Annotated in this window: 16 protein-coding genes; 9 read left to right on the forward strand and 7 right to left on the reverse strand. The window is 70.8% G+C overall.

Annotated features, from left to right (window positions below; translation table 11 throughout):
- Positions 1-105: 105 nt before the first annotated feature.
- On the reverse strand, positions 106-912 hold the full coding sequence (locus ACWEGE_RS11960) for a hypothetical protein (protein WP_449660601.1): 807 nt from the start codon (positions 910-912) through the stop codon (positions 106-108).
- Positions 913-1,023: 111 nt separating this feature from the next.
- On the opposite strand from ACWEGE_RS11960, the gene ACWEGE_RS11965 reads away from it, so the two are divergent.
- A complete protein-coding gene (locus tag ACWEGE_RS11965; protein WP_449660428.1) occupies positions 1,024-1,797 on the forward strand; it encodes a deoxyribonuclease IV in 774 nt (257 codons plus the stop codon).
- On the opposite strand, the gene ACWEGE_RS11970 is transcribed toward ACWEGE_RS11965, so the two are convergent.
- A complete protein-coding gene (locus tag ACWEGE_RS11970) occupies positions 1,794-3,344 on the reverse strand; it encodes a glycosyltransferase family 87 protein (protein ID WP_449660429.1) in 1,551 nt (516 codons plus the stop codon). The two genes, ACWEGE_RS11965 and ACWEGE_RS11970, sit on opposite strands and share 4 nt — an antisense overlap.
- A gap of 48 nt (positions 3,345-3,392) precedes the next feature.
- The gene (locus ACWEGE_RS11975; RefSeq protein WP_449660430.1) at positions 3,393-4,451 is read right to left on the reverse strand and encodes an ROK family transcriptional regulator; all 1,059 of its coding nucleotides are present in this window, start codon (positions 4,449-4,451) and stop codon (positions 3,393-3,395) included.
- A gap of 76 nt (positions 4,452-4,527) precedes the next feature.
- On the opposite strand from ACWEGE_RS11975, the gene ACWEGE_RS11980 reads away from it, so the two are divergent.
- Positions 4,528-5,574 (forward strand): Gfo/Idh/MocA family oxidoreductase, encoded by a 1,047-nt coding sequence (locus ACWEGE_RS11980; RefSeq protein ID WP_449660431.1) that lies wholly within the window; start codon positions 4,528-4,530, stop codon positions 5,572-5,574.
- A gap of 76 nt (positions 5,575-5,650) precedes the next feature.
- Here the strand turns inward: ACWEGE_RS11980 and ACWEGE_RS11985 are convergent, their stop codons facing one another.
- The 3 genes from ACWEGE_RS11985 to ACWEGE_RS11995 form a co-directional block, all read right to left on the reverse strand.
- Positions 5,651-7,963 (reverse strand): transglycosylase domain-containing protein, encoded by a 2,313-nt coding sequence (locus ACWEGE_RS11985; RefSeq protein WP_449660432.1) that lies wholly within the window; start codon positions 7,961-7,963, stop codon positions 5,651-5,653.
- Between the two features lie 126 nt (positions 7,964-8,089).
- Positions 8,090-10,753, reverse strand: a complete 2,664-nt coding sequence (locus tag ACWEGE_RS11990; protein ID WP_449660433.1) for a transglycosylase domain-containing protein — start codon at positions 10,751-10,753, stop codon at positions 8,090-8,092.
- Between the two features lie 67 nt (positions 10,754-10,820).
- Complete coding sequence (locus ACWEGE_RS11995; protein ID WP_449660434.1) at positions 10,821-11,216, reverse strand: DUF5318 domain-containing protein; 396 nt, start codon at positions 11,214-11,216, stop codon at positions 10,821-10,823.
- Between the two features lie 244 nt (positions 11,217-11,460).
- Between ACWEGE_RS11995 and ACWEGE_RS12000 the strand changes: the two genes are divergently transcribed.
- The 4 genes from ACWEGE_RS12000 to ACWEGE_RS12015 all read left to right on the forward strand — a co-directional run bounded on the left by ACWEGE_RS12000 (position 11,461) and on the right by ACWEGE_RS12015 (position 14,480).
- Positions 11,461-12,006: a PadR family transcriptional regulator gene (locus tag ACWEGE_RS12000; protein ID WP_086679623.1), complete on the forward strand. Its 546-nt coding sequence runs from the start codon at positions 11,461-11,463 to the stop codon at positions 12,004-12,006.
- 72 nt (positions 12,007-12,078) lie between these two features.
- Entirely contained in the window at positions 12,079-13,167 is a 1,089-nt protein-coding gene (locus ACWEGE_RS12005) for an inositol-3-phosphate synthase (protein ID WP_354908908.1), read from the forward strand.
- 102 nt (positions 13,168-13,269) lie between these two features.
- Complete coding sequence (locus tag ACWEGE_RS12010) at positions 13,270-13,788, forward strand: RNA polymerase sigma factor (RefSeq protein ID WP_449660435.1); 519 nt, start codon at positions 13,270-13,272, stop codon at positions 13,786-13,788.
- Positions 13,785-14,480, forward strand: coding sequence for a hypothetical protein (locus ACWEGE_RS12015; protein ID WP_449660436.1), 696 nt, complete (start codon positions 13,785-13,787; stop codon positions 14,478-14,480). The genes ACWEGE_RS12010 and ACWEGE_RS12015 overlap by 4 nt, the downstream gene beginning before the upstream one ends.
- Here the strand turns inward: ACWEGE_RS12015 and ACWEGE_RS12020 are convergent.
- On the reverse strand, positions 14,473-15,111 hold the full coding sequence (locus ACWEGE_RS12020) for an HAD family hydrolase (protein ID WP_449660437.1): 639 nt from the start codon (positions 15,109-15,111) through the stop codon (positions 14,473-14,475). The two genes, ACWEGE_RS12015 and ACWEGE_RS12020, sit on opposite strands and share 8 nt — an antisense overlap.
- Before the next feature lie 67 nt (positions 15,112-15,178).
- Between ACWEGE_RS12020 and ACWEGE_RS12025 the strand changes: the two genes are divergently transcribed.
- From ACWEGE_RS12025 to ACWEGE_RS12035, 3 genes are all read left to right on the forward strand, one after another.
- The gene (locus tag ACWEGE_RS12025) at positions 15,179-15,637 is read left to right on the forward strand and encodes a MarR family winged helix-turn-helix transcriptional regulator (RefSeq protein ID WP_449660438.1); all 459 of its coding nucleotides are present in this window, start codon (positions 15,179-15,181) and stop codon (positions 15,635-15,637) included.
- Positions 15,627-16,844 (forward strand): MFS transporter, encoded by a 1,218-nt coding sequence (locus ACWEGE_RS12030; protein ID WP_449660439.1) that lies wholly within the window; start codon positions 15,627-15,629, stop codon positions 16,842-16,844. Before ACWEGE_RS12025 ends, ACWEGE_RS12030 begins: the two co-directional genes overlap by 11 nt.
- Before the next feature lie 112 nt (positions 16,845-16,956).
- Entirely contained in the window at positions 16,957-19,017 is a 2,061-nt protein-coding gene (locus ACWEGE_RS12035; protein ID WP_449660440.1) for a PhoX family protein, read from the forward strand.
- Positions 19,018-19,092: the final 75 nt, after the last annotated feature.

Below are 19,092 nucleotides of genomic sequence, written 5' to 3' on the forward strand. Positions count from 1 at the left end.
TGCTGTCGTCGCCTACTTCCCAGTACAACGACGCTAAGGCAGCCGGGTGACGCCCGCTCGTTCAGAAATGTCCGGCATTCGGGTGGAAGCCGGCGTCACCGTGCGTCAGGCGGGGCTGCGGCGGATCCAGGCCCGGACGAGCGCGGCCGCGACGACCGCCAGCGCCAGCACCGCGAGCAGCATCGGCAGCTTCGCCGGCGGCGTAACCCCTGGCAGCGCCTCCGCGGTGCCGGACTTCTGGGCGTCGACGGTCGGCGGCGGCACCTCCTGCCCGGGGATGACCTGCGCGATCACCGGTGCCTGCACCAGGCTGCCCGGGAGCAGGGCCGCGTTGGTGTAGATGCCCGAGATCGCGTCACCCGGCAGGCCCGCGTTCCCCTGGCCGGAGACCACCGGCCCGGCGCTGCTGCCCGGCGGGTTCGGCCCCGGCTTCGGCGGGTTCGGCGGGTTCGGGCCGGGCGGCGCGGGCTGCGGCGGCTTCGGGCCCGGCGACGGCGGCAGGGGCAGCGGCGGCAGCTCGGAGGTCACGCCCTGGGTCAGGTTGCCGACCGCGTTGACCGTGCCCTGCGCGGCCGGGCAGACGCCCTTCGCCGCCGCGTCGCCGACCAGCGGCACCTGGCCGAGGCCGAGTGCCTTCACCGTGTCGCCGAGCGGCAGGGTGAGCAGGGGCGCCGAGCCGTCGGTGTTCCGCGAGCTCGAGTCGAGGCCGACGGTGAGCTGGTTCGGGGCGTTCAGCGGGGCACCGGCGTCGAGCGTCAGGCCGGACGCGCTGCCCTTCTGCAGCGTGGCCTCGCAGCTCCCGCCGAGTGTCGGGCTGGTGTCGGCGCTCGCCAGGCCCGGCATCGCGAGCGCGGCCGAGGCGGCGATGGTGAACCCCAGTGCGGTGATCCGGGCGACGTGCTTCCCCATCATGCCCTCCGGCAGTCGGACCAATCTGGATCACGGAACGCGCTCACGGTACTCCACGAGCGTCACCAACCGGGCCCACCGGCCGGAAACGGGATCGGGAGTAGCGTGCTCGGCATGCTGATTGGCGCCCATGTCCGTGACGACGACCCGTTGACCGCGGTCGCCGAGCGCAAAGCCGACGTCGTCCAGTTCTTCCTCTCCGACCCGCAGGGCTGGAAGGCCCCGAAGCCGCACCCGCACGGCGAGGCCATCGCGGCCGACCCGGTCGAGGTGTTCATCCACTCGCCGTACCTGATCAACGTGGCTTCGCTGAACAACCGGATCCGGATCCCGTCGCGGAAGAACGTCACGCAGCACGCGGACGGCGCCGCCGCGATCGGCGCGAAGGGCCTGATCGTGCACGGCGGGCACGTCGGCGCGAACGACGACGTCGAGGCCGGCCTGGACAACTGGCGCAAGCTCTTCGAGCGCGAGCAGGAGAAGGGCGGCTTCAAGGTCCCGATCCTGATCGAGAACACCGCCGGCGGCGAGAACGCGATGACCCGCGACCTCGACGTCATCGCCCGGCTCTGGGACAAGGTCGGCGAGTTCGGCGCCGGGTTCTGCCTGGACACCTGCCACGCGTTCGCCGCGGGCTGGGACCTCGCGACGGCCGTCGAGAAGGTCAAGGCCATCACCGGCCGGATCGACCTGGTGCACCTCAACAACTCCCGCGACGAGTTCGGCTCGACCCGCGACCGGCACGCCAACGTCGTGCAGGGCGACGGGACGATCGACCCCGAGGTGCTGGTCGGCGTCGCCCGCGCGGCGGGCGCCCCGGTCGTCGTCGAGACGCCGGCCGACGGGCAGGCGACCGACATCGCCTACCTGCGCGAACAGCTCGGTTAGACGGTGACGGCCTTCCGGCGGCGCCGGGTGGCGTTCGGGATGATCACGTCCCGGGCGCCGTCGAGGAAGCCGCCGGCCGGGTCGTCGTCGCCGTCCAGCCGCACCAGGTCGGTCGCCGGGCGGTAGATCTCCCGGACCACCAGCACGCACAGCCCGACGACGGCGAGGTCGCGGACCACGACCGTGCCGAGGAACCAGCCCTCGGGCAGGCCCTTGTGGTCGACGCCGAGGTAGTAGAACATCCGCGGCACCCAGACCACGGCGTCGACCAGCATCCAGCCGAGCAGCAGCCGCCAGCGCGGGATGGCCAGCACCGCCAGCGGGACGAGCCACAGCGAGTACTGCGGGCTCCACACCTTGTTGGTGAGCAGGAACGCGGCCACCACGAGGAACGCGAGCTGGCCGACGCGCGGCCGCCGCGGCGCGGCGAGCGCGAGGTAGGCGATGCCGGCGCAGCAGGTCAGGAACAGCACGGCCACCGTGATGTTCAGGTACGTCGGCGTCTGGTTCTTCTCCAGCACGCCGTCGAACCCGGGCCAGCCGGTGGTGTACGAGAAGACGTTGTACAGCGAGTCCGGGTCCATCGGCCGCAGGGCGCTCATCCGGAAGAACTCCCACCAGCCGCGGGTCGCGGTGAGGATGAACGGCGCGTTCACCGCCAGCCACGTCACGACGGCGGCGCCCGCGGTCTTCCAGAACGGCGTCAGCTTCCCGGCGCGCAGGCACAGGAAGAACAGCACGCCGAGCAGGAACAGCGGGTAGAGCTTCGCCGTTGCGCCCAGCCCGAGGAGGAGGCCGGCCAGCAGCGGGCGTTTGCGCGCCCAGGCCAGCAGGCCGGTCGCGGTGAACGCGGTCGCGATCGCGTCGAAGTTGGTGAAGGCGTGCACCAGCACCAGCGGCGAGACGGCGACCAGGACCATGTCCCACGGACGGCGTTTCACCGTCCGGCCGGTCGCCCAGACGGTGACCAGCCAGGCGAGCCCGAGGAAGAAGGCCGTGATGTCGAAGTAGATCGCCACCGGCAGGGCCCCGGGCAGCCAGCCGGACTCGGCGACGCTGTACCAGCCCGCGGCGAGCTTCGCGTTCGCCCACTGGAAGAGCCCGGTGAGCACCGGGTACTCCATGTAGCGGGTGTTGTTCTCGGCGGTCTGCGAGCTTTCCCGCCACGACGTGTAGTACGGGAAGGTGCCCGGCCGGTCCAGCCGTTCGGAGCCGTAGAGCGGCACGATGTCGGAGTAGCACATGGCGACGAACGGGCGGCCCGCCCGCCAGTCGAGCTGGGTGTTGCCGTTGGCATCTTGGTACTGCTGGATGCACGAGCCCTTGCCGAACCAGCACAGCATCAGCGCCAGCGTGGCCAGCAGCAGCCCGACGCGCTGGGGCGACCAGAACCAGTGCCTGCCGACCGCCGCGTGCTCACCGAGCGGGCCGCCCAGTGGTCTGGTGACTGCCGCGGCCAGTGGCTCGTTCCAGCTCGGGACGACCCGTTCCGCCCGGGTCAGCGTCACGGGAGCGGGTTCCGCCTCCCGCGTGGTCTCCTCTGGCACGAGGCGGATCGTATCGGTGATCGGCGTGCGTGGCGGTGAAGCCGGTGATCATGCCGGATTCGCGTAGTACGAGGCCAGGACCTCGGTGGCCGCCCCGCGGGTGACGATCTCCTCGCCGGAGGCGTCTTCCACGACCTCGATGCGCTGCCAGTGCGGCAGCGGCAGCAGCTCCTCGAGCCGGGCCGTGACGGCTTCGCGGTGGACGTCCGGCTCGTCCCGGACCGCCCGCCCGGCCAGCACGATCCGCTCCAGGTCGAGCACCTGCACCAGGTCGGCGAGCCCGATCCCGAGGAAGCCGGCGGCGGCCCGGGTGTCCGGCGCCCGCTTGGCCATGATCTCGACGCAGCCGCGTCGCCCGCAGGCGCAGCGCGGCCCGTCGTAGGCGATCGTGGTGTGCCCGAACTCACCCGCGTTGGTCCGCGGGCCGCGGTAGAGCCGCCCGTCGATCAGCAGGCCGACGCCGATGCCGGTGCCGACGAGCACGACCGCGGTCGCCGTCGGCTCGCCGTGCGGCCAGAGCCGGGCGAACGCGGCGGCGTTGGTGTTCTTGTCGAGCGTCACCGGCAGCCCGGTGCGCTTTTCGAGCAGGTCCCGCAGGGGGACGTCGTGCCAGCCCGGCATGTTCGTCGCGTCGCGGACCAGGCCGGCGCGGTGGTCCAGCGGGCCGACCGCGCCGAGGCCGAGGCCGAGCACGTCGAAGCCGTCGGCGAGTTCGAGCGCGGTGGCCCCGATCGCGTCGACGGCCTGCGCGGGCGTGAAGCCGGACGGCAGCGGGCCGCCCGCCGTCTCCTCGACCTCGCCGACGAGGTTGGTGCGCAGCACGCGGTATTCGTCGCGGTCGAGGCGCGCGCCGAGCGCGTGCTTGGCGCCCGCCCGGATGCGCAGCAGCGTGCGTGGCTTGCCGACCCCGGCCGACGGCTGCCGCTGCTCGTCCAGCAGGCCGGTGTCGAGGAGTTCGGGGACGATCTTGGAGACGGCCTGCTGGGTGAGCCCGGTGCGTTCGGCGAGCTCGACCCGGCTGAGGCCGCCGGCCCGCAGGATGTGCGTCAGCAGCAGGGCACGGTTGTGCTCCCGCACGTCGCGCAGGTTCACCCCGGTGTCCGCCATGGTCAGGATCTTCCCACGTCCGGTCAGTTAGGCAACGCTGTTGTTTTATCAAGGGCCGACGGGGTTAAATGGCGGCATGGCGGACGACTTGCGCGTGGGCATCCTCGGGTACGGCATCGGGGGACGCGTCTTCCACGCGCCACTGGTGGCGGCGACGCCCGGGCTCACCCCGGCGGTGATCACCACGTCGGGCAACGCCGCACAGGCGCGGATCGACCACCCGGGCGCGGAGGTCGTGCCCGGCGCCGACGCGTTGTTCGAGCGGGCGGGCGATCTCGACCTCGTCGTGGTCAGCACCCCGAACCGCACGCACGTGCCGCTCGCGCTGCGGGCGATCGAGGCCGGCCTGCCGGTGGTCGTCGACAAGCCGTTCGCGCCGACCGCCGCCGAGGCCCAGCGGGTCGTCGACGCGGCGAAGGCGGCGGGCGTCGGTCTGACGGTGTTCCAGAACCGGCGCCTCGACTCCGACTTCCTCACCGTGCGGAAGGTCCTCGATTCCGGGCGGCTCGGCGAGGTGTTCCGCTTCGAGTCCCGCTACGACCGCTGGGTGCCGAAGCCCAAGGACAACTGGCGCGAGTTCGGCGACCCGGCCGAAGCCGGCGGCCTGCTCTACGACCTCGGCGCGCACATCGTCGACCAGGCGCTGCAGCTGTTCGGCCCGGTCACCCGCGTCTACGCGGAGGTCGACCGCCGCCGGGCCGGCGTCCAGGTCGACGACGACGTCTTCGTCGCGCTGCACCACGCGAACGGCGTCCGCTCGCACCTGTGGGCGACCGCGCTGGCGGCCACCCTCAACCCGCGGTTCCGGCTGCTCGGCGACCGGGCGACGTTCACCAAGTACGGCCTCGACGTGCAGGAACCGCAGATCAAGGCCGGCCTGCGCCCCGGCGACGCCGGCTGGGGCACCGAGCCCGCGGGCGACGCCGGGAAGCTCGGCGTCGGCCCGGAGATCGAGACCGTGCCGACCGAGGTCGGCCGCTACGAGCAGTTCTACGCCCAGGTGCGCGACGCCCTGCGCGGCGAAGGCGAGTTCCCGGTCGACCCGGCGTCCTCGGTCGACGCGCTGCGCGTGATCGAGGCCGCGCACCGCTCCGGCGTCGAAGGCACCGTGGTCGAGCTCTGACCCCCTGACCGGCCGTGACCTCGGTGACCCCCAGCTCCGAGGTCACGGCCTTCTCCCCTCCTCCGGCCCGCCGTGGTCACGGACCGAAGTTCGACTGGCCGGTGTCGTTCCCGTTGCGGCGGCCGGGACCCGGGCCGTCACGCCGCACGCGGTTCTGTTGTTGCTGCTGCTGTTGGTCCGGGTTGCCGCCGCGGCCGATGGTGAAGCGCTGCTCCTGCTGGTCCTGCTGCTGCTGAAACTGTTGCTGCTGCTGTTGTTGTTGCTGCTGGAACTGGAGCTGCAGCTGCAACTGGTCGTCCTGCGGCGAGGTGATCGCCTGCACCCGGTCGAACCGCTCGGCCGGCTTCCCGGACAGGTAGAGCTGCATGAACCGCTGCCACACCGGACCGGCCACGACCGACGGCGTCAGCGGCTGGCCGGTCGGCCCGCGCAGTGCCTTGTCGCCGTCGCCGCCCACCCACACCGCGGCGGAGACCGAAGGCGTGTAGCCCACCATCCACGTCTGCGAGTTCGTGTTCGCCGCGGACGCCGGTTCGTCGTCGCCGGGCGTGTGCTGCTGGGTGCCGGTCTTGCCCGCGCATTCGTGGCCGACCGGGCAGGTCAGCCGGGAGAACGGGATCACCGGCGCCAGCGCGGCGGTCACGTTCCCGGCGATCTGCCTGCTCTTGCCGCGGTCGTTGTCCGCGAACGCGTCCGTCGCGCGCACGTCGGCCTCGTAGGCGGTTTCGCCCTGCGAGTTCGTCACCTTCTGCACGAAGTGCCGGTTGTGCTGGACGCCGCCGGCGGCGAAGGTCGCGTACGCCGCGGCCATGTCCGCGGGCGTGACCGCGGTCTGGCCGCCGCCGATGGAGATGTTGTTGTCCCCGGTGAACAGCCGGCTGCGACCGCCGTTGTCCTTCGTGCGGATGCCCGCTTCCTGCGCGGCCTCGGCGACCCCCGACGGCTTGGTCACGTTGAGCACCATGTCGTAGAAGACGGTGTTGGTGGACCGCTGCATCGCCTCGGCCACCGTGCACGTCTCGGAGCAGCTGCTGGTGGCGCCGGCGTTGCGCACCGGCAGCGGCACGTCGGGGAACGTCCGCGGCGAGCGCCCGTCGAAGACCGCGTTCAGCCCGCGGCCGCCCTTGAGGAACGCCGTGAGGTCGAACGGTTTCATCGACGACCCGGGGTTGTGCGCTTCGTCCGCCCAGTCGCGCCCGGCCTGGTCTTCGCCGTTCGGGCCCTTCACGATCGGCGCGCCGCCGTAGTAGGCGAGCACGCCGCCGGACTTCGGGTCGACGGCGACCAGTGCGTCGAGGATGCGGTCGTCGGTCTGCCCGGCCATGCCCTCGGCCACCGCTTTTTCGGCGGCTTCCTGCGCCTTCGAGTCGATCGTCGTGAACACCTGGAACCCGCCCGCGTAGTACTTCTGCTCGGGGATCCCCGCCGCGGCCAGCTCGGCCTTGACCTGCTTCTTGACGAACGGGTTGAGCTTGGTCCCCTGCTGCCGCGATTCGACGAGCGGGACCGGCGTCGGGAACTTCGCCGCCTTCCGGTCCGCGGCCGTGAGGTACCCGTTGCGCTGCATGCGGTCCAGTGCCGTGCCCCACCGGTCGCGGGCGACCGTGGCGTTCTCCGACCGGCCCGGCTGCTGGATCAGCCCGGCGAGCAGCGCGGCCTCGGAGTAGTTCAGCTGGGCGGCGTCCTTGCCGAAGTACGCCTGCGCCGCCGCCTGGATGCCGTACGCGCCGCGGCCGAAGTAGATGATGTTGAGGTAGGCGGTGATGATGTCCGCCTTCTCGTAGGTCTGGTTCATCTTGAACGACTTCGCGAGCTCGACCCACTTGCGCGTCAACGTCGGCGCGTCGTCGCCGGAGGCGTTCTTGATGTACTGCTGCGAGATCGTCGAACCGCCGCCGGAGCCGCCGGTGGCCTGGTTGTAGGCGGCCCGCAGGATGCCGGAGACGTCGAAGCCGGAGTTGGTTTCGAAGGACGCGTCCTCGGTGGCGATCACGGCCTTCTTGACCACGTCCGGGATCTGGGTGGGGGTCAGGATCTGCCGGTTCCCGCCGGCGGGCACGTCCTTGCCCATTTCGGTGCCGTCGGCGTAGAGGTAGGTGACCGCCTGGCCCTGCGACTGCGCGACCTTGTCCGGCGAAGGCACGTCGACGGCGAAGTACGTGATCACGAAGGCGACCGCGGGCACCAGGAAGAACAGGCCGGACAGCACGTACAGCACCCGGCGGACGATCTTCCAGCGGCGTCTCCGCCGGCCGTCCCGGGCGTCGGCGACGACTTCGGTGGCGGGGCCGTCCGGTTCGGCCGGCTGCGGGAGGGGCCGGCGCGGCTGGTAACGACCACGCGGAACCGGCCGCCGGTCGGACCTCGAGCGATTTCGGTCGGTGTACACGGGCCGTCCTCGGTACGCCGGTGGGCTGCGGGCGCAGACCCCTCGACACTCCACACGGACCGCGGACGGCGGTGGTTCACCGGAACGGCGAAGGCCCCGCACCGGGAACGGTGCGGGGCCTTCGGGTCAGCCTGGTTCCGAGCCCGGTGGTCTGGCGAGCCCGTCACCGCCGCCGGGCAGCGACGGGGTGGTCCGGCCCGGGCCGGGCCGGGTCGACCTGGACGTCGGGGTCTCGGTGTCGCTGGACGTCTCGGTGGGCGGCGTGCTCGGCGTCGAGGTCGGCGTCTCCGTCGGCGTTGCCGTTTCCGAAGGCTTCGTCGGCGTCGTGGTCACCTCGTTGACGTCCTTGCCGAGCGGCTCGACCTTGTCGAACTTCTCCGGCGGCTTCCCCTTGAGGTAGAGGTTCAGGAAGTTCGCCCAGGTCGGGCCGGCGATCGTCGAACCGAAGATCGGCTTGCCCTTGGAGTCGTGCAGCGGCTGGTTGCCGTCGCCGCCGACCCACACCGCCGCGGACACCGACGGGGTGTAGCCCACCATCCACGTCTGGGCGTTGAGGTTGTTGTACGAAGCGGGGTCGCCCTCCTTGGGCGAGTACTGCTGCGTACCGGTCTTGCCGGCGCACTCGTGGCCGGGCGGGCACTTCAGGCTCGCGTGCCCGATGACCGGCTTCAGCGATTCGGTGACGTTGCCGGCGATCTGCTGGCTCTTCGCCGCGTCGTTGTCGAACGCCGGGTTGGACTTGATGTTGTTCTCGTCGAACTCCACCTCGTCCTGGGCGTTCGTCAGCTTCGAGACGAAGTGCTGCTCGTGGTAGACGCCGCCGCTGGCGAACGACGCGTACGCCGCGGCCATGTCCCTCGGGGCCACCTGGGTCCGGCCACCGCCGAGCGAGATGTTGTTGTCCCCGGCGAACAGGGTGGCGGTGCCGCCCTCGTCGGTCGTCCGGATACCGGCCTGCTTCGCCGCCGTCACGACCCCCGACGGGTGCACCTTGTTGAACACCATGTCGTAGAACACGGTGTTCGCCGAAATCTCCATCGCCTTCGCGACCGTGCACTGCGTACCGCAGCTTTCGTTCTCACCCGCGTTGCGGACCGGCTTGGCGACCCCGGGGAACGTGCGCTTGTCCGAGCCGTCGAAGATGTCGCCGAGGCCGCCGCCTATCTTCAGGAACCCGGTCAGGTCGAACGGCTTCATCGACGAGCCCGGGTTGCGGGCCTGGTTCGCCCGGTCCTGGCCGATCGCGTCCTGCCCGTCCTTGTCCTTGACGGTTTCCGGGCCGTAGTTGTAGGCGAGGATCCCGCCGGTCTTCGGGTCGACGGCGACGAGCGCGGCGAGCAGCTTCTCGTCCGTCTGGCCCTTCATGCCCTGCTCGACGGCCTGGTCCGCCGCGTCCTGCGCCGCCGGGTCGATCGTGGTGTAGATCTTGGCGCCGGTGGAGAACAGCTTGGTCTCGTCGTAGCCCTTCGCGCCCAGCTCTTCCTTGATCCGCTGCTGGAGCTGGTAGGTCATCTTGCCCGAGTTCTGCTCCTTGTTGGAGTTCTTCGGGATCGGCGTCGGGAACTGCGCGGCCGCGCGTTCGTCGGCGCGCAGCCACTTGTTCGCCACCATCTGGTCCATCACGTACGTCCACCGGCGCTGGGCGTAGTCCTGGTTCTCCGACTTGCTCGGTCCCTGGATCAGGCCGGCCAGCAGCGCGGCTTCCGACGCGTTGAGGTCCTTGGCGTCCTTGTTGAAGAACGACTTCGCGGCGGCCTGGATGCCGCTCGCCCCGCGGCCGAAGTAGATGATGTTCAGGTAGCCGGTGATGATCTCTTCTTTGGACTGCTGGTTGTTCATCTTGAACGACTTGGCCAGCTCGGTCCACTTGCGGGTCAGCGTCGGGGCGTCGTTCTCGGTGGCCTTCTTGATGTACTGCTGGGAGATGGTCGACCCACCGCCCTGCCCGCCGGTGGCCTGGTTGAACACCGCGCGGAGGATGCCGGTGACGTCGAAGCCGGAGTTGGTCTCGAACGTCGCGTCTTCGGCCGAGTACACGGCGTGCTTGACGACTTCGGGGATCTCGCCCGGCTTGAGCAGCTGGCGGTTGCCGCTCTTGGGTACTTCCTTCCCCATCTCCGTCTTGCCGTCGGCGTAGTAGTAGGTGATCGGCTGGCTCTGCAGGGCCGCGACGCTCTCCGGCGTCGGCACGTCGACCAGGAAGTAGGTGATCACGAACGCGATCGCGGGGACGACGAAGAAGACGCCGACGCACGCGTACGCCACCCGCCGGATGATCTTCCAGCGGCGCTTCTTCCGCTGCTCCGGGGTGAGGACCTTGCGGCCCTTCTCGTCGAGCTCCTGCTGGGGCTCGAGGTCGTCGGCGAACTCGTCGAACCGGTCGTCGTCGTAGGGGTCGTAGCTGTCTTCGGTCCCGTTGTGCGCGTGGTGCGTGATGAGATCCGGCTCACGTGCCGGTTCCGGCTCCGGGCGGCGACCGCCGGGCGGCGGCTGCCGGAAGCCCTGCGGGGGCGATCCGGGCGGGCCACCGGGACGGCGGCCACCGGCCGGCGGCGGCTGGCGGCGGCCGGTGCCGCCGCCGGGGGCCTGCGGGCGTCGTGGCTGCTCACCGGGCCACTGCTGGCCACCCTCGTCGCCGGCGGGCCAGGACGGCCGGGCGTTACCCCCGGGCGGGGTGCCGCGCCGCGGCGACTCACCGGGCCACGCGGGGCCCGCGTCTTCACCCGGCCACTGGGCACGGCGGGGTGCGTCTGGCTCCTGGTTCGGCCAGGAGCGGTTGTCGTCGGTCACGGATGGGCCTCCCGGATCAGTACCCGCAGGGGCACTGACCTGCGTGTTGCGATGGTCGTACGGTGGCTCACCGGCCCGCGGTCCTTCGCGGACCCGCCGGTTCCCCTGTGCCCAGGACGTATGACCGCACCAAGTGGTTCCAGTGGCACGCCCGGCACACTTCGACGTCGTACACGGTGAACTCGGCGAACAAGCCGGCCATCCTGGCCAGCTCTTCGGGGGTCCTGGCCGAGCCCGCGACGTGCTTGAGCTCGTCGCCGTAGACCCAGGACACCAGGGTCAACGGCTCCTGGCGGCAGATCGGGCAGGGCTGATCGCCGTCCCGGCCGTGGAACTTCGCCGCTCGCAGCAGGTACGGGCTCGCGTCGCAGGCTTCGTAGCTGCCGACGCGCCCGGAGCGGACTTCGGCCAGCAACGCACGGCGCTGCAACGCGAAGTCCACGACCTGCCGCTGGTTAATCACGAGGACAGAGTACGGGCTCTTCCTGTGAGGTCCACGCCCCCTAGCGCCCGCAGGCCCGGGACCGGGGCGGACACGCCGGATGTTCGATAACTCTCCGGTGAATTTCGCCCAGGTTCGCTACCGGGGCAGGTTAGCTTCGCCACTTCGATGTATCGGCGCGATATAGTGGCTGAGTAGGTTGGATCGAGGCGCTCGTTCGGAGCAACGCGGGTCGTCTCGGTTTGTTCCCGAAAGGGGGTGCGGTGTGCTGGAGTTCGCGATCCTCGGTCTTCTGCACGAAGCGCCCATGCACGGGTACGTGCTGCGCAAGCGGCTGCACGAGACGCTCGGCACGTTCCGGACGTTCTCGTACGGCTCGCTGTACCCGACCCTGCGGAAGCTGCTGCGGGCCGGGTACCTGGTCGAAGAGCTGGACGAGGCCGACGACCGGGCCTGGTCCCGGCGCGGGCGCCGGGTCTACAAGCTCACCGCGGAGGGCAAGGAGCGCTTCGGTGAGCTGCTCGGCGACGCCGGGCCGCAGACCTGGGACGACGAAGGCTTCGGCGTCCACCTGGCCTTCTTCTCGCGGACCCCGGCCGACGTGCGGATGCGGATCCTCGAGGGCCGCCGCCGCCGCGTCGAAGAGCGCCGCGAAGGCATGCGGGCGGCCCTGGCCAGGGCCGAGGAGAAGATCGATCGCTACACCCGCGAGCTGCACCGGCTGGGGCTGGAGACCAGCGAGCGGGAGGTGCGCTGGCTCAACGAGCTGATCGCGCACGAACAAGCCGAGCGGCAGGGTCCGGAGACCTGAGCCGCCCGGCGCGGGCCGCAGCGTCGCGGCACCAGACCTACTGAACAGACACGGATTGAAGGAGAAACCCCCATGGGCGAGAACCGCCGCGTACGGGTGGCCATCGTGGGCGTCGGCAACTGTGCGGCGTCGCTGGTCCAGGGTGTCCAGTACTACCGCGACGCGGACCCGGCCACCCGCGTCCCCGGTCTGATGCACGTCGACTTCGGCGGCTACCACGTCCGCGACATCGAGTTCGTCGCCGCGTTCGACGTGGACGCCAAGAAGGTCAGCCGCGACCTGTCCGAGGCGATCTTCGCCTCCGAGAACAACACCATCAAGATCGCCGACGTGCCGCCGCTCGGCGTCACCGTCCAGCGCGGCCACACGCACGACGGCCTGGGCCGCTTCTACCGCGAGACGATCGAGGAGTCCGACGAGACCCCGGTCGACGTCGTCGCCGCGCTGCGCGAGGCGCAGGCCGACGTGCTCGTGTCGTACCTGCCGGTGGGCTCCGAGGTGGCCGACAAGTTCTACGCCCAGGCCGCGATCGACGCCGGCGTGGCGTTCGTCAACGCGCTGCCGGTGTTCATCGCCTCCGACCCCGAGTGGGCTGCGAAGTTCACCGAGGCCGGCGTCCCGATCGTCGGTGACGACATCAAGTCGCAGGTCGGCGCCACCATCACGCACCGCGTACTGGCGAAGCTGTTCGAAGACCGCGGCGTCCAGCTCGACCGGACGATGCAGCTCAACGTGGGCGGGAACATGGACTTCCTGAACATGAAGGAGCTCGAGCGGCTCGAGTCGAAGAAGATCTCCAAGACCCAGTCCGTCACCTCGCAGGTCGACCGCGAGCTGGGCAAGGGCAACGTCCACATCGGACCGTCGGACTACGTGCAGTGGCTGGACGACCGCAAGTGGGCGTACGTCCGGCTCGAGGGCCGCGCGTTCGGCGACGTGCCGCTGAACCTGGAGTACAAGCTCGAGGTGTGGGACTCGCCGAACTCGGCGGGCATCATCATCGACGCCGTCCGCGCCGCGAAGATCGCGCTCGACCGCGGCATCGGCGGCCCGATCCTGTCGGCGTCCTCCTACTTCATGAAGTCGCCGCCGGAGCAGTACGACGACGCGACCGCGCGCGACGCCGTCGAGAAGTTCATCCGCGGCGAGGTCGAGCGCTGATCCTCCGCTGGAAGAAGGCCGTCACCGCTGGTGGCGGCCTTCTTCGCGTGTTGGACTAAACCGGTGGGGTGGGGTGGGCGTTGGCGGGGTGTGAGTGCGAGCGTGGGCGAAAGCGCGCCGGGGGACCTGGGCGCGCCGACCTTCCACGACCTGTTCCGGGAGTACTTCGCCCAGATGACCCGGCTGGCCCACCTGCTCGGCGCGGACGACGCGGAGAACATCGCGCAGGAGGCCTTCGTCAAGCTCCACCAGCGCTGGGACTCCCTGACCGACCACACGCGCGTGGCCGGCTACCTGCGGACGACCGTGGTGAACATGTCGCGGTCGCGGACCCGGCACCTGCGCGTGGTCCGGCGGGCCCCGCAGGAGCGGCCGCCCGACGAGGTGTCGGCCGAGGTCAGGGCGGTGGCGAACTGGGAGCACCAGCGCCTGCGCGCGGTGCTGGCACGGCTGTCCCGGCGGCAGCGCGAAGTGCTGGTGCTGCGGTACTGGCTGGACCTGAGCACGACGGCCATCGCGGAGACCCTGGGCATCTCACCGGGCACGGTCAAGGCGACCACGCACCACGCGATGGAGAATCTGCGCAAGCACCTGGGGGACGACCTGGGAGGTGAGCGATGACCGACCTCGAACGCAAGCTGGCCGAGACGCTGCGGGAGCAGGCCGGGGAGGTCACGCCCAACCTCGACGCGGCCTGGGCCGAGCAGCAGCGCCGGCAGCGGCGGCCGTCGCGCGGCCGGCGCGCCGCGGTCTGGATCGCGCCGCTGGCCGCGGTGCTGGTGGTGCTGACCAGCGTGCTGCTGGCGACCCGGCTGAACACGGCCCAGCCCCTGCCACCGGCGGGACCCGGCGAACGATTGGTGATTGCGACACCCGAGCACCTACGGATGTCGGAACTGCGAGATCCGAGCGTCGCGGTCTCCGTCGTGGATTTCGTCGGCCAGACCAATGCCTGGACGGCACACGCGTTCTTCGCCAAGGCCGGCAACGTGACTCAGGTCTGCGTCGCCGCAATCCCAAGGAATCTCCCGTTCAGCATCGAAGCTCCGCAGTACGGCCTGAAATCGCCCACCTGCGTCCGCATGGGGGGCAGCGGCCGAATCCTCGCTGGGTATGTCGGGGAAAACCTGGGCCCACTCCCGTCGGGCACCGCGCTCTATGTCGCCAGCGGACCGTCGGCGCGCACCCTCAAGCTCTATGCGGCGAACGGTGACTTGAGCGAAGCCAGGGCGATCGGCATGCTCGGCCCGGATCGGATGTACCTCGCCGACGTGGACCCCGGCTCACCTCCGGTCCGCTTCGAATTCAGCTGAGCCCGAGCGCACCCGGCAGGTCGGTGATCTTCTCCACCACCGCCGTGGCCTGCTTCAGCACCTCCGGATCCGGCGGGAAGTGCGGGTTCGGCACCGCGTACACCGCCATCCCCGCCGCCAGCGCGGACCGCAGCCCGTTCGTCGTGTCCTCGACCGCCCCGCACTCCGCAGGCGCCACGCCCAGCAGCTCGGCCGCCCGCAGGTAGACGTCCGGCGCCGGCTTCCCCGCCCCGACCTGCTCCGACGACACCGCTGCCCCCACCGGCAGGCCCGTCACGTCGAGGAAGCCCTTGATCAGGATCACCGGCGACGAGCTCGCGATCGCCACCGGCCACCGCGCCGACACCTGCCGCACGACGTCCACCGCACCCGGGATCAGCGGTGGCTCCTCGGCGTACCGCGCCGCCATCCGCTTGACCACCAGCGTCGCGATGGCCGGCGGCGACAACCGCGCGCCCAGCTCTTCCACCAGGTAGCGGGCCCATTCCGGGGTGCTCATCCCCTGCAGCGCCCGGGTCGCCTCCTCGCGCCAGGTACCACCGTGCTCGGCGACGACCGCGCGCCGCACTTCGTCCCAGATCCGCTCGGAGTCCACCAGCACGCCGTCGAGGTCGAAGATCACCGCGTCCATGGCTCCGAGCCTAGCCTGTGAGAGGAGTTACTTAGCTACCCTTACTAATTTTTGTTAGCCTAGCTAAGTGACTTCCGCGATCACCGAGCTCGCCCACCGGCTGCGGCCGCTGGTCTTCCGGCTCTACCACCAGGTGCGCCGCCAGACCCCGCAGCTGACGCTGACCCTCACCCAGGGTTCGGTGCTGAGCGAGCTGGTCAACGGCGGTCCGCGCCGGATGAGCGCGCTGGCCGCGTTCGAACGGGTCAAGCTGCCGTCGATGACCGACGTCGTCGGCAGGCTCGAACGGCTCGGGCTGGCGACCCGCCGTCCGGATCCGGCGGACGGCCGTGCCGTGCTGGTGGACGTCACCGATGAGGGACGGCGCTTCTACGCCGAGACGGTGGCCGCGAGGGAGGAGTTCCTCCGCGAGCGGCTCATCGCCATGGACGAATCCGACCGCGCCGCGATCGAGGCCGCCCTGCCCGCTCTCGCCAAGCTGCTTGTCGACACCAAGAAGGAGGAACTGATCAGCGATGAGCGCTGAACACCACTCGAGCCTGCTGGACGCGGTCAAGGGCCAGCCCAAGCAGGTGTGGATCACCGCGTTCGCCGCGGTCATCGCCTTCATGGGGATCGGCCTGGTCGACCCGATCCTGCTGTCCATCGCCAAGGGCCTGGACGCGACGCCGTCCCAGGTCACCCTGCTCTTCTCGTCCTACCTCGGCGTCCAGGTCGTCGCGATGCTGCTCACCGGCGCGGCGAGTGCCCGGTTCGGCGCCAAGCGCACGGTCCTCGTCGGGTTGACGCTCATCGTCGCGGCCACCGCCCTCTGCGCGGCCGCCGGGTCGATCGAACAGCTCGTGGGGCTGCGCGCGGTCTGGGGCCTCGGCAACGCGTTCTTCATCGCGACGGCGCTTTCGGTGATCGTCGGCGCCGCGACCGGCGGCCAGTCCGGCGCGATCCTGCTCTACGAGGCCGCCCTCGGCGTCGGCCTGTCGGTCGGCCCGCTGCTGGGCGCGCTGCTCGGCAGCATCTCGTGGCGCGGCCCGTTCCTCGGCACCGCGATCCTGATGGCCGGCGCGCTCGTGCTGTGCGCGGTCTTCCTCGACAGCGACAAGCACGAACGGCGGGCGCCGGTCAGGCTGCTCGACCCGCTGCGTGCGCTGAAGCACCGCGGCCTGCTGCGCACCTCGGTCGCCTCGGCGCTGTACACGGCCGCGTTCTTCGCGGTGCTCGCCTGGTCGCCGTTCGTCCTCGGCTGGAGCGCGATCGCCGTCGGCCTGGTGTTCTGCGGCTGGGGCCTGTGCGTCGCCGTTGCCGGGGTCGCCCTCGCGCCGCGGCTGGCCGCCCGGCTCGGCGAGCGGCACGCCGCCGCGGCCGCCGTCTTCGGGTACGCCGTGCTGATGCTGGTGCTCGCCGTGCCGAGCAAGCCGGTGCTGGTCGCCGGGATCATCGTCTCCGGGCTCGTGTCCGGCCTGCTGAACACGCTGTTCACCGGTACCGCGATGGCGATCAGCGACGCGCCGCGCCCGGTCGCCAGCGCGGGCTACAACTTCTGCCGCTGGCTCGGTGGCGCGGTCGCCGCGACGCTCGTCGGGCACGTCGCCGAGTGGTTCGGCTCGCCGCAGGCCCCGTTCATCGCCTCGGCCGTGCTGTGCGTGGTCGCGGGTGCGTTGCTCTCGCTGCGGGAGAAGAAGGCGGACCCGCACGTCCTGCCGAAGGAAGCGGTGCTCGTCGGCGAGGAGTTCTGAGTCACACCCGTACGGAGCAGCAATACACCCGCCGTTCACCTGTATGTCGGTAATGGCTGGTTTGGGAAGCTTACGGTCGGTTCGTTCCCGAACTCCCCACCATGGAGGCCTCGTGCCCGACCGCCTGCTTCCCCTGCTGCCCGTCCACCCCGGCGGCCGTTCCCCGGTCACCTGCGAGTACCGCTGCGGCAACGCGTGCGCCCATCCCGAGGCGAACGAGTCCGCGAACGAGTACTTCGGCGACGTCGTCAAGGACATCTCCCGCCGCCGGGTCTTCCAGGCCGGCGCCGTGATGGCCGCCGCCGCGGGTGGGTTCGCGGCCCTTTCGGGCCCGGCGGCCGCCGCGCCGCTCCAAAAGCCGCGGCCGCCGCGCCCGGTCCCCGGCACCGACTTCGACCCGGTCCCCCCGAACAAGCTCGACGCGGTCAGCATCCCCGACGGATACGCCCAGCGCGTCGTCGTCCGCTGGGGCGACCCGGTCGTCGCGGGTGCGCCGAAGTTCGACTTCACCAAGCAGACCGCCGCCGCGCAGGCCAAGCAGTTCGGCTACAACAACGACTTCGTCGGCCTGATCCCGCAGGACCCGCTGGGCTTGTCGAACCTGCTCGTGGTCAACCACGAGTACACGACCGAGGTCCACATGTTCCCGGCCGACCAGTACGACCCGGCCAACCCGACCGAGGAGCAGGCGAAGATCGCCTGGGCCGCACATGGCCTCTCGGTGCTGCAGGCCCGCCGCGACCCGGTCCACGGCGGCCTCGAAGTGGTCCCGAGCCGGTACGGCCGCCGGATCACCCTCGACACGGTCTTCGAGGTCCGCGGCCCGGCCGCCGGCTCGAAGTTCCTCCAGACCTCGGCCGACCCGAGCGGGCGCAAGGTCCGCGGCACGCAGAACAACTGCTCCGGCGGCGTGACGCCGTGGGGCACGGTGCTCTCCGGCGAGGAGAACTTCGACCAGTACTTCGCGAACTCCGACAAGGTCACCGACCCGGTCGCGGCGGCGCGGCTGAAGCGCTACTCCGTCGGCACCGGCACGAGCACCCGCAAGTGGGAGCGGTTCGACAAGCGCTGGGACGTCGCGCAGGAGCCGAACGAGCCGAACCGGTTCGGCTGGGTCGTCGAGATCGACCCGAACGAGCCGAACTCGACGCCGGTCAAGCACACCGCGCTCGGCCGGTTCAAGCACGAAGCCGCGAACATCAAGATCACCGCCGACGGCCGCGTCGCCGTCTACTCCGGGGACGACAGCCGGTTCGAGTACATCTACAAGTTCGTCTCGAAGGGCAAGTACAAGCCGGGCAACAGCGCGCACGCGCGGCGCCACAACTCGGCGTTGCTCGACGAGGGAACGCTGTACGTCGCCCGCTTCACCGGCGACAGCCCGGGCGAGATCGACGGCACGGGCAAGCTCCCGGCCGACGGCGAGTTCGACGGCACCGGCGAGTGGATCCCGCTGGCCAGTGGTGAAAAGTCCTTTGTGGACGGCTTCACCGCCGAAGAGGTCTACGTCTTCACGCGCCAGGCCGCCGACAAGGTGGCCGCCACGAAGATGGACCGGCCGGAGGACATCGAGCCGAACCCGGTCAACGGCCGGGTCTACGCGGCGCTCACCAACAACAGCGACCGCGGCGCGGCGGGCAAGGCCGGCGTCGACGAGGTCAACCCGCGGGTGAGCAACAAGAACGGCCACGTCCTGGAGTGGGAGGAGGACTGCGGCGACGCGGCGTCGACGAAGTTCGCCTGGCGGCTGCTGCTGGTCTGCGGTGACCCCAAGGCGGCGGACACCTACTTCGGCGGCTTCCCGAAGGACCAGGTCAGCCCGATCTCCTGCCCGGACAACGTGGCCTTCGACCGGCACGGCAACCTCTGGGTCGCCACCGACGGCAACGCGCTCGGCGCGAACGACGGCCTGTTCTCGGTGCCGGTCACCGGCCCGGAGCGCGGGCACGTCAAGCAGTTCCTGTCGGTGCCGGTCGGCGCCGAGACGTGCGGCCCGGTCGTCACCGACAACCTGGTCCTCGTCGCGGTCCAGCACCCCGGGGAGAACGCGGCGAGCTCGGCGAACCCGACGTCGCACTGGCCGGACGGCGGCACCGCCCAGCCACGGCCGGCCATCGTGTCGGTGTGGAAGAAGGGCCGCTTCGGGCTGCCCGGCCGCATCGGCGAACGCTGACGCAGAGGTCTGCACCGGCCGAGGTTCACTCTTAAGTGGACGGTTTCCGGCCGGTGCGGGCCCGCGCCGCGCGCC

The organism is Amycolatopsis sp. NPDC004747, from assembly GCF_053601335.1.

Coding starts and splice junctions, on each gene's coding strand:
- ACWEGE_RS11980 (WP_449660431.1), top strand. CDS start 4,528: ATGGCGGACGACTTGCGCGTGGGCATCCTCGGGTACGGCATCGGGGGA.
- ACWEGE_RS11965 (WP_449660428.1), top strand. CDS start 1,024: ATGCTGATTGGCGCCCATGTCCGTGACGACGACCCGTTGACCGCGGTC.
- ACWEGE_RS12005 (WP_354908908.1), top strand. CDS start 12,079: ATGGGCGAGAACCGCCGCGTACGGGTGGCCATCGTGGGCGTCGGCAAC.
- ACWEGE_RS12030 (WP_449660439.1), top strand. CDS start 15,627: ATGAGCGCTGAACACCACTCGAGCCTGCTGGACGCGGTCAAGGGCCAG.
- ACWEGE_RS11960 (WP_449660601.1), bottom strand. CDS start 912: ATGATGGGGAAGCACGTCGCCCGGATCACCGCACTGGGGTTCACCATC.
- ACWEGE_RS12015 (WP_449660436.1), top strand. CDS start 13,785: ATGACCGACCTCGAACGCAAGCTGGCCGAGACGCTGCGGGAGCAGGCC.
- ACWEGE_RS11975 (WP_449660430.1), bottom strand. CDS start 4,451: ATGGCGGACACCGGGGTGAACCTGCGCGACGTGCGGGAGCACAACCGT.
- ACWEGE_RS12020 (WP_449660437.1), bottom strand. CDS start 15,111: ATGGACGCGGTGATCTTCGACCTCGACGGCGTGCTGGTGGACTCCGAG.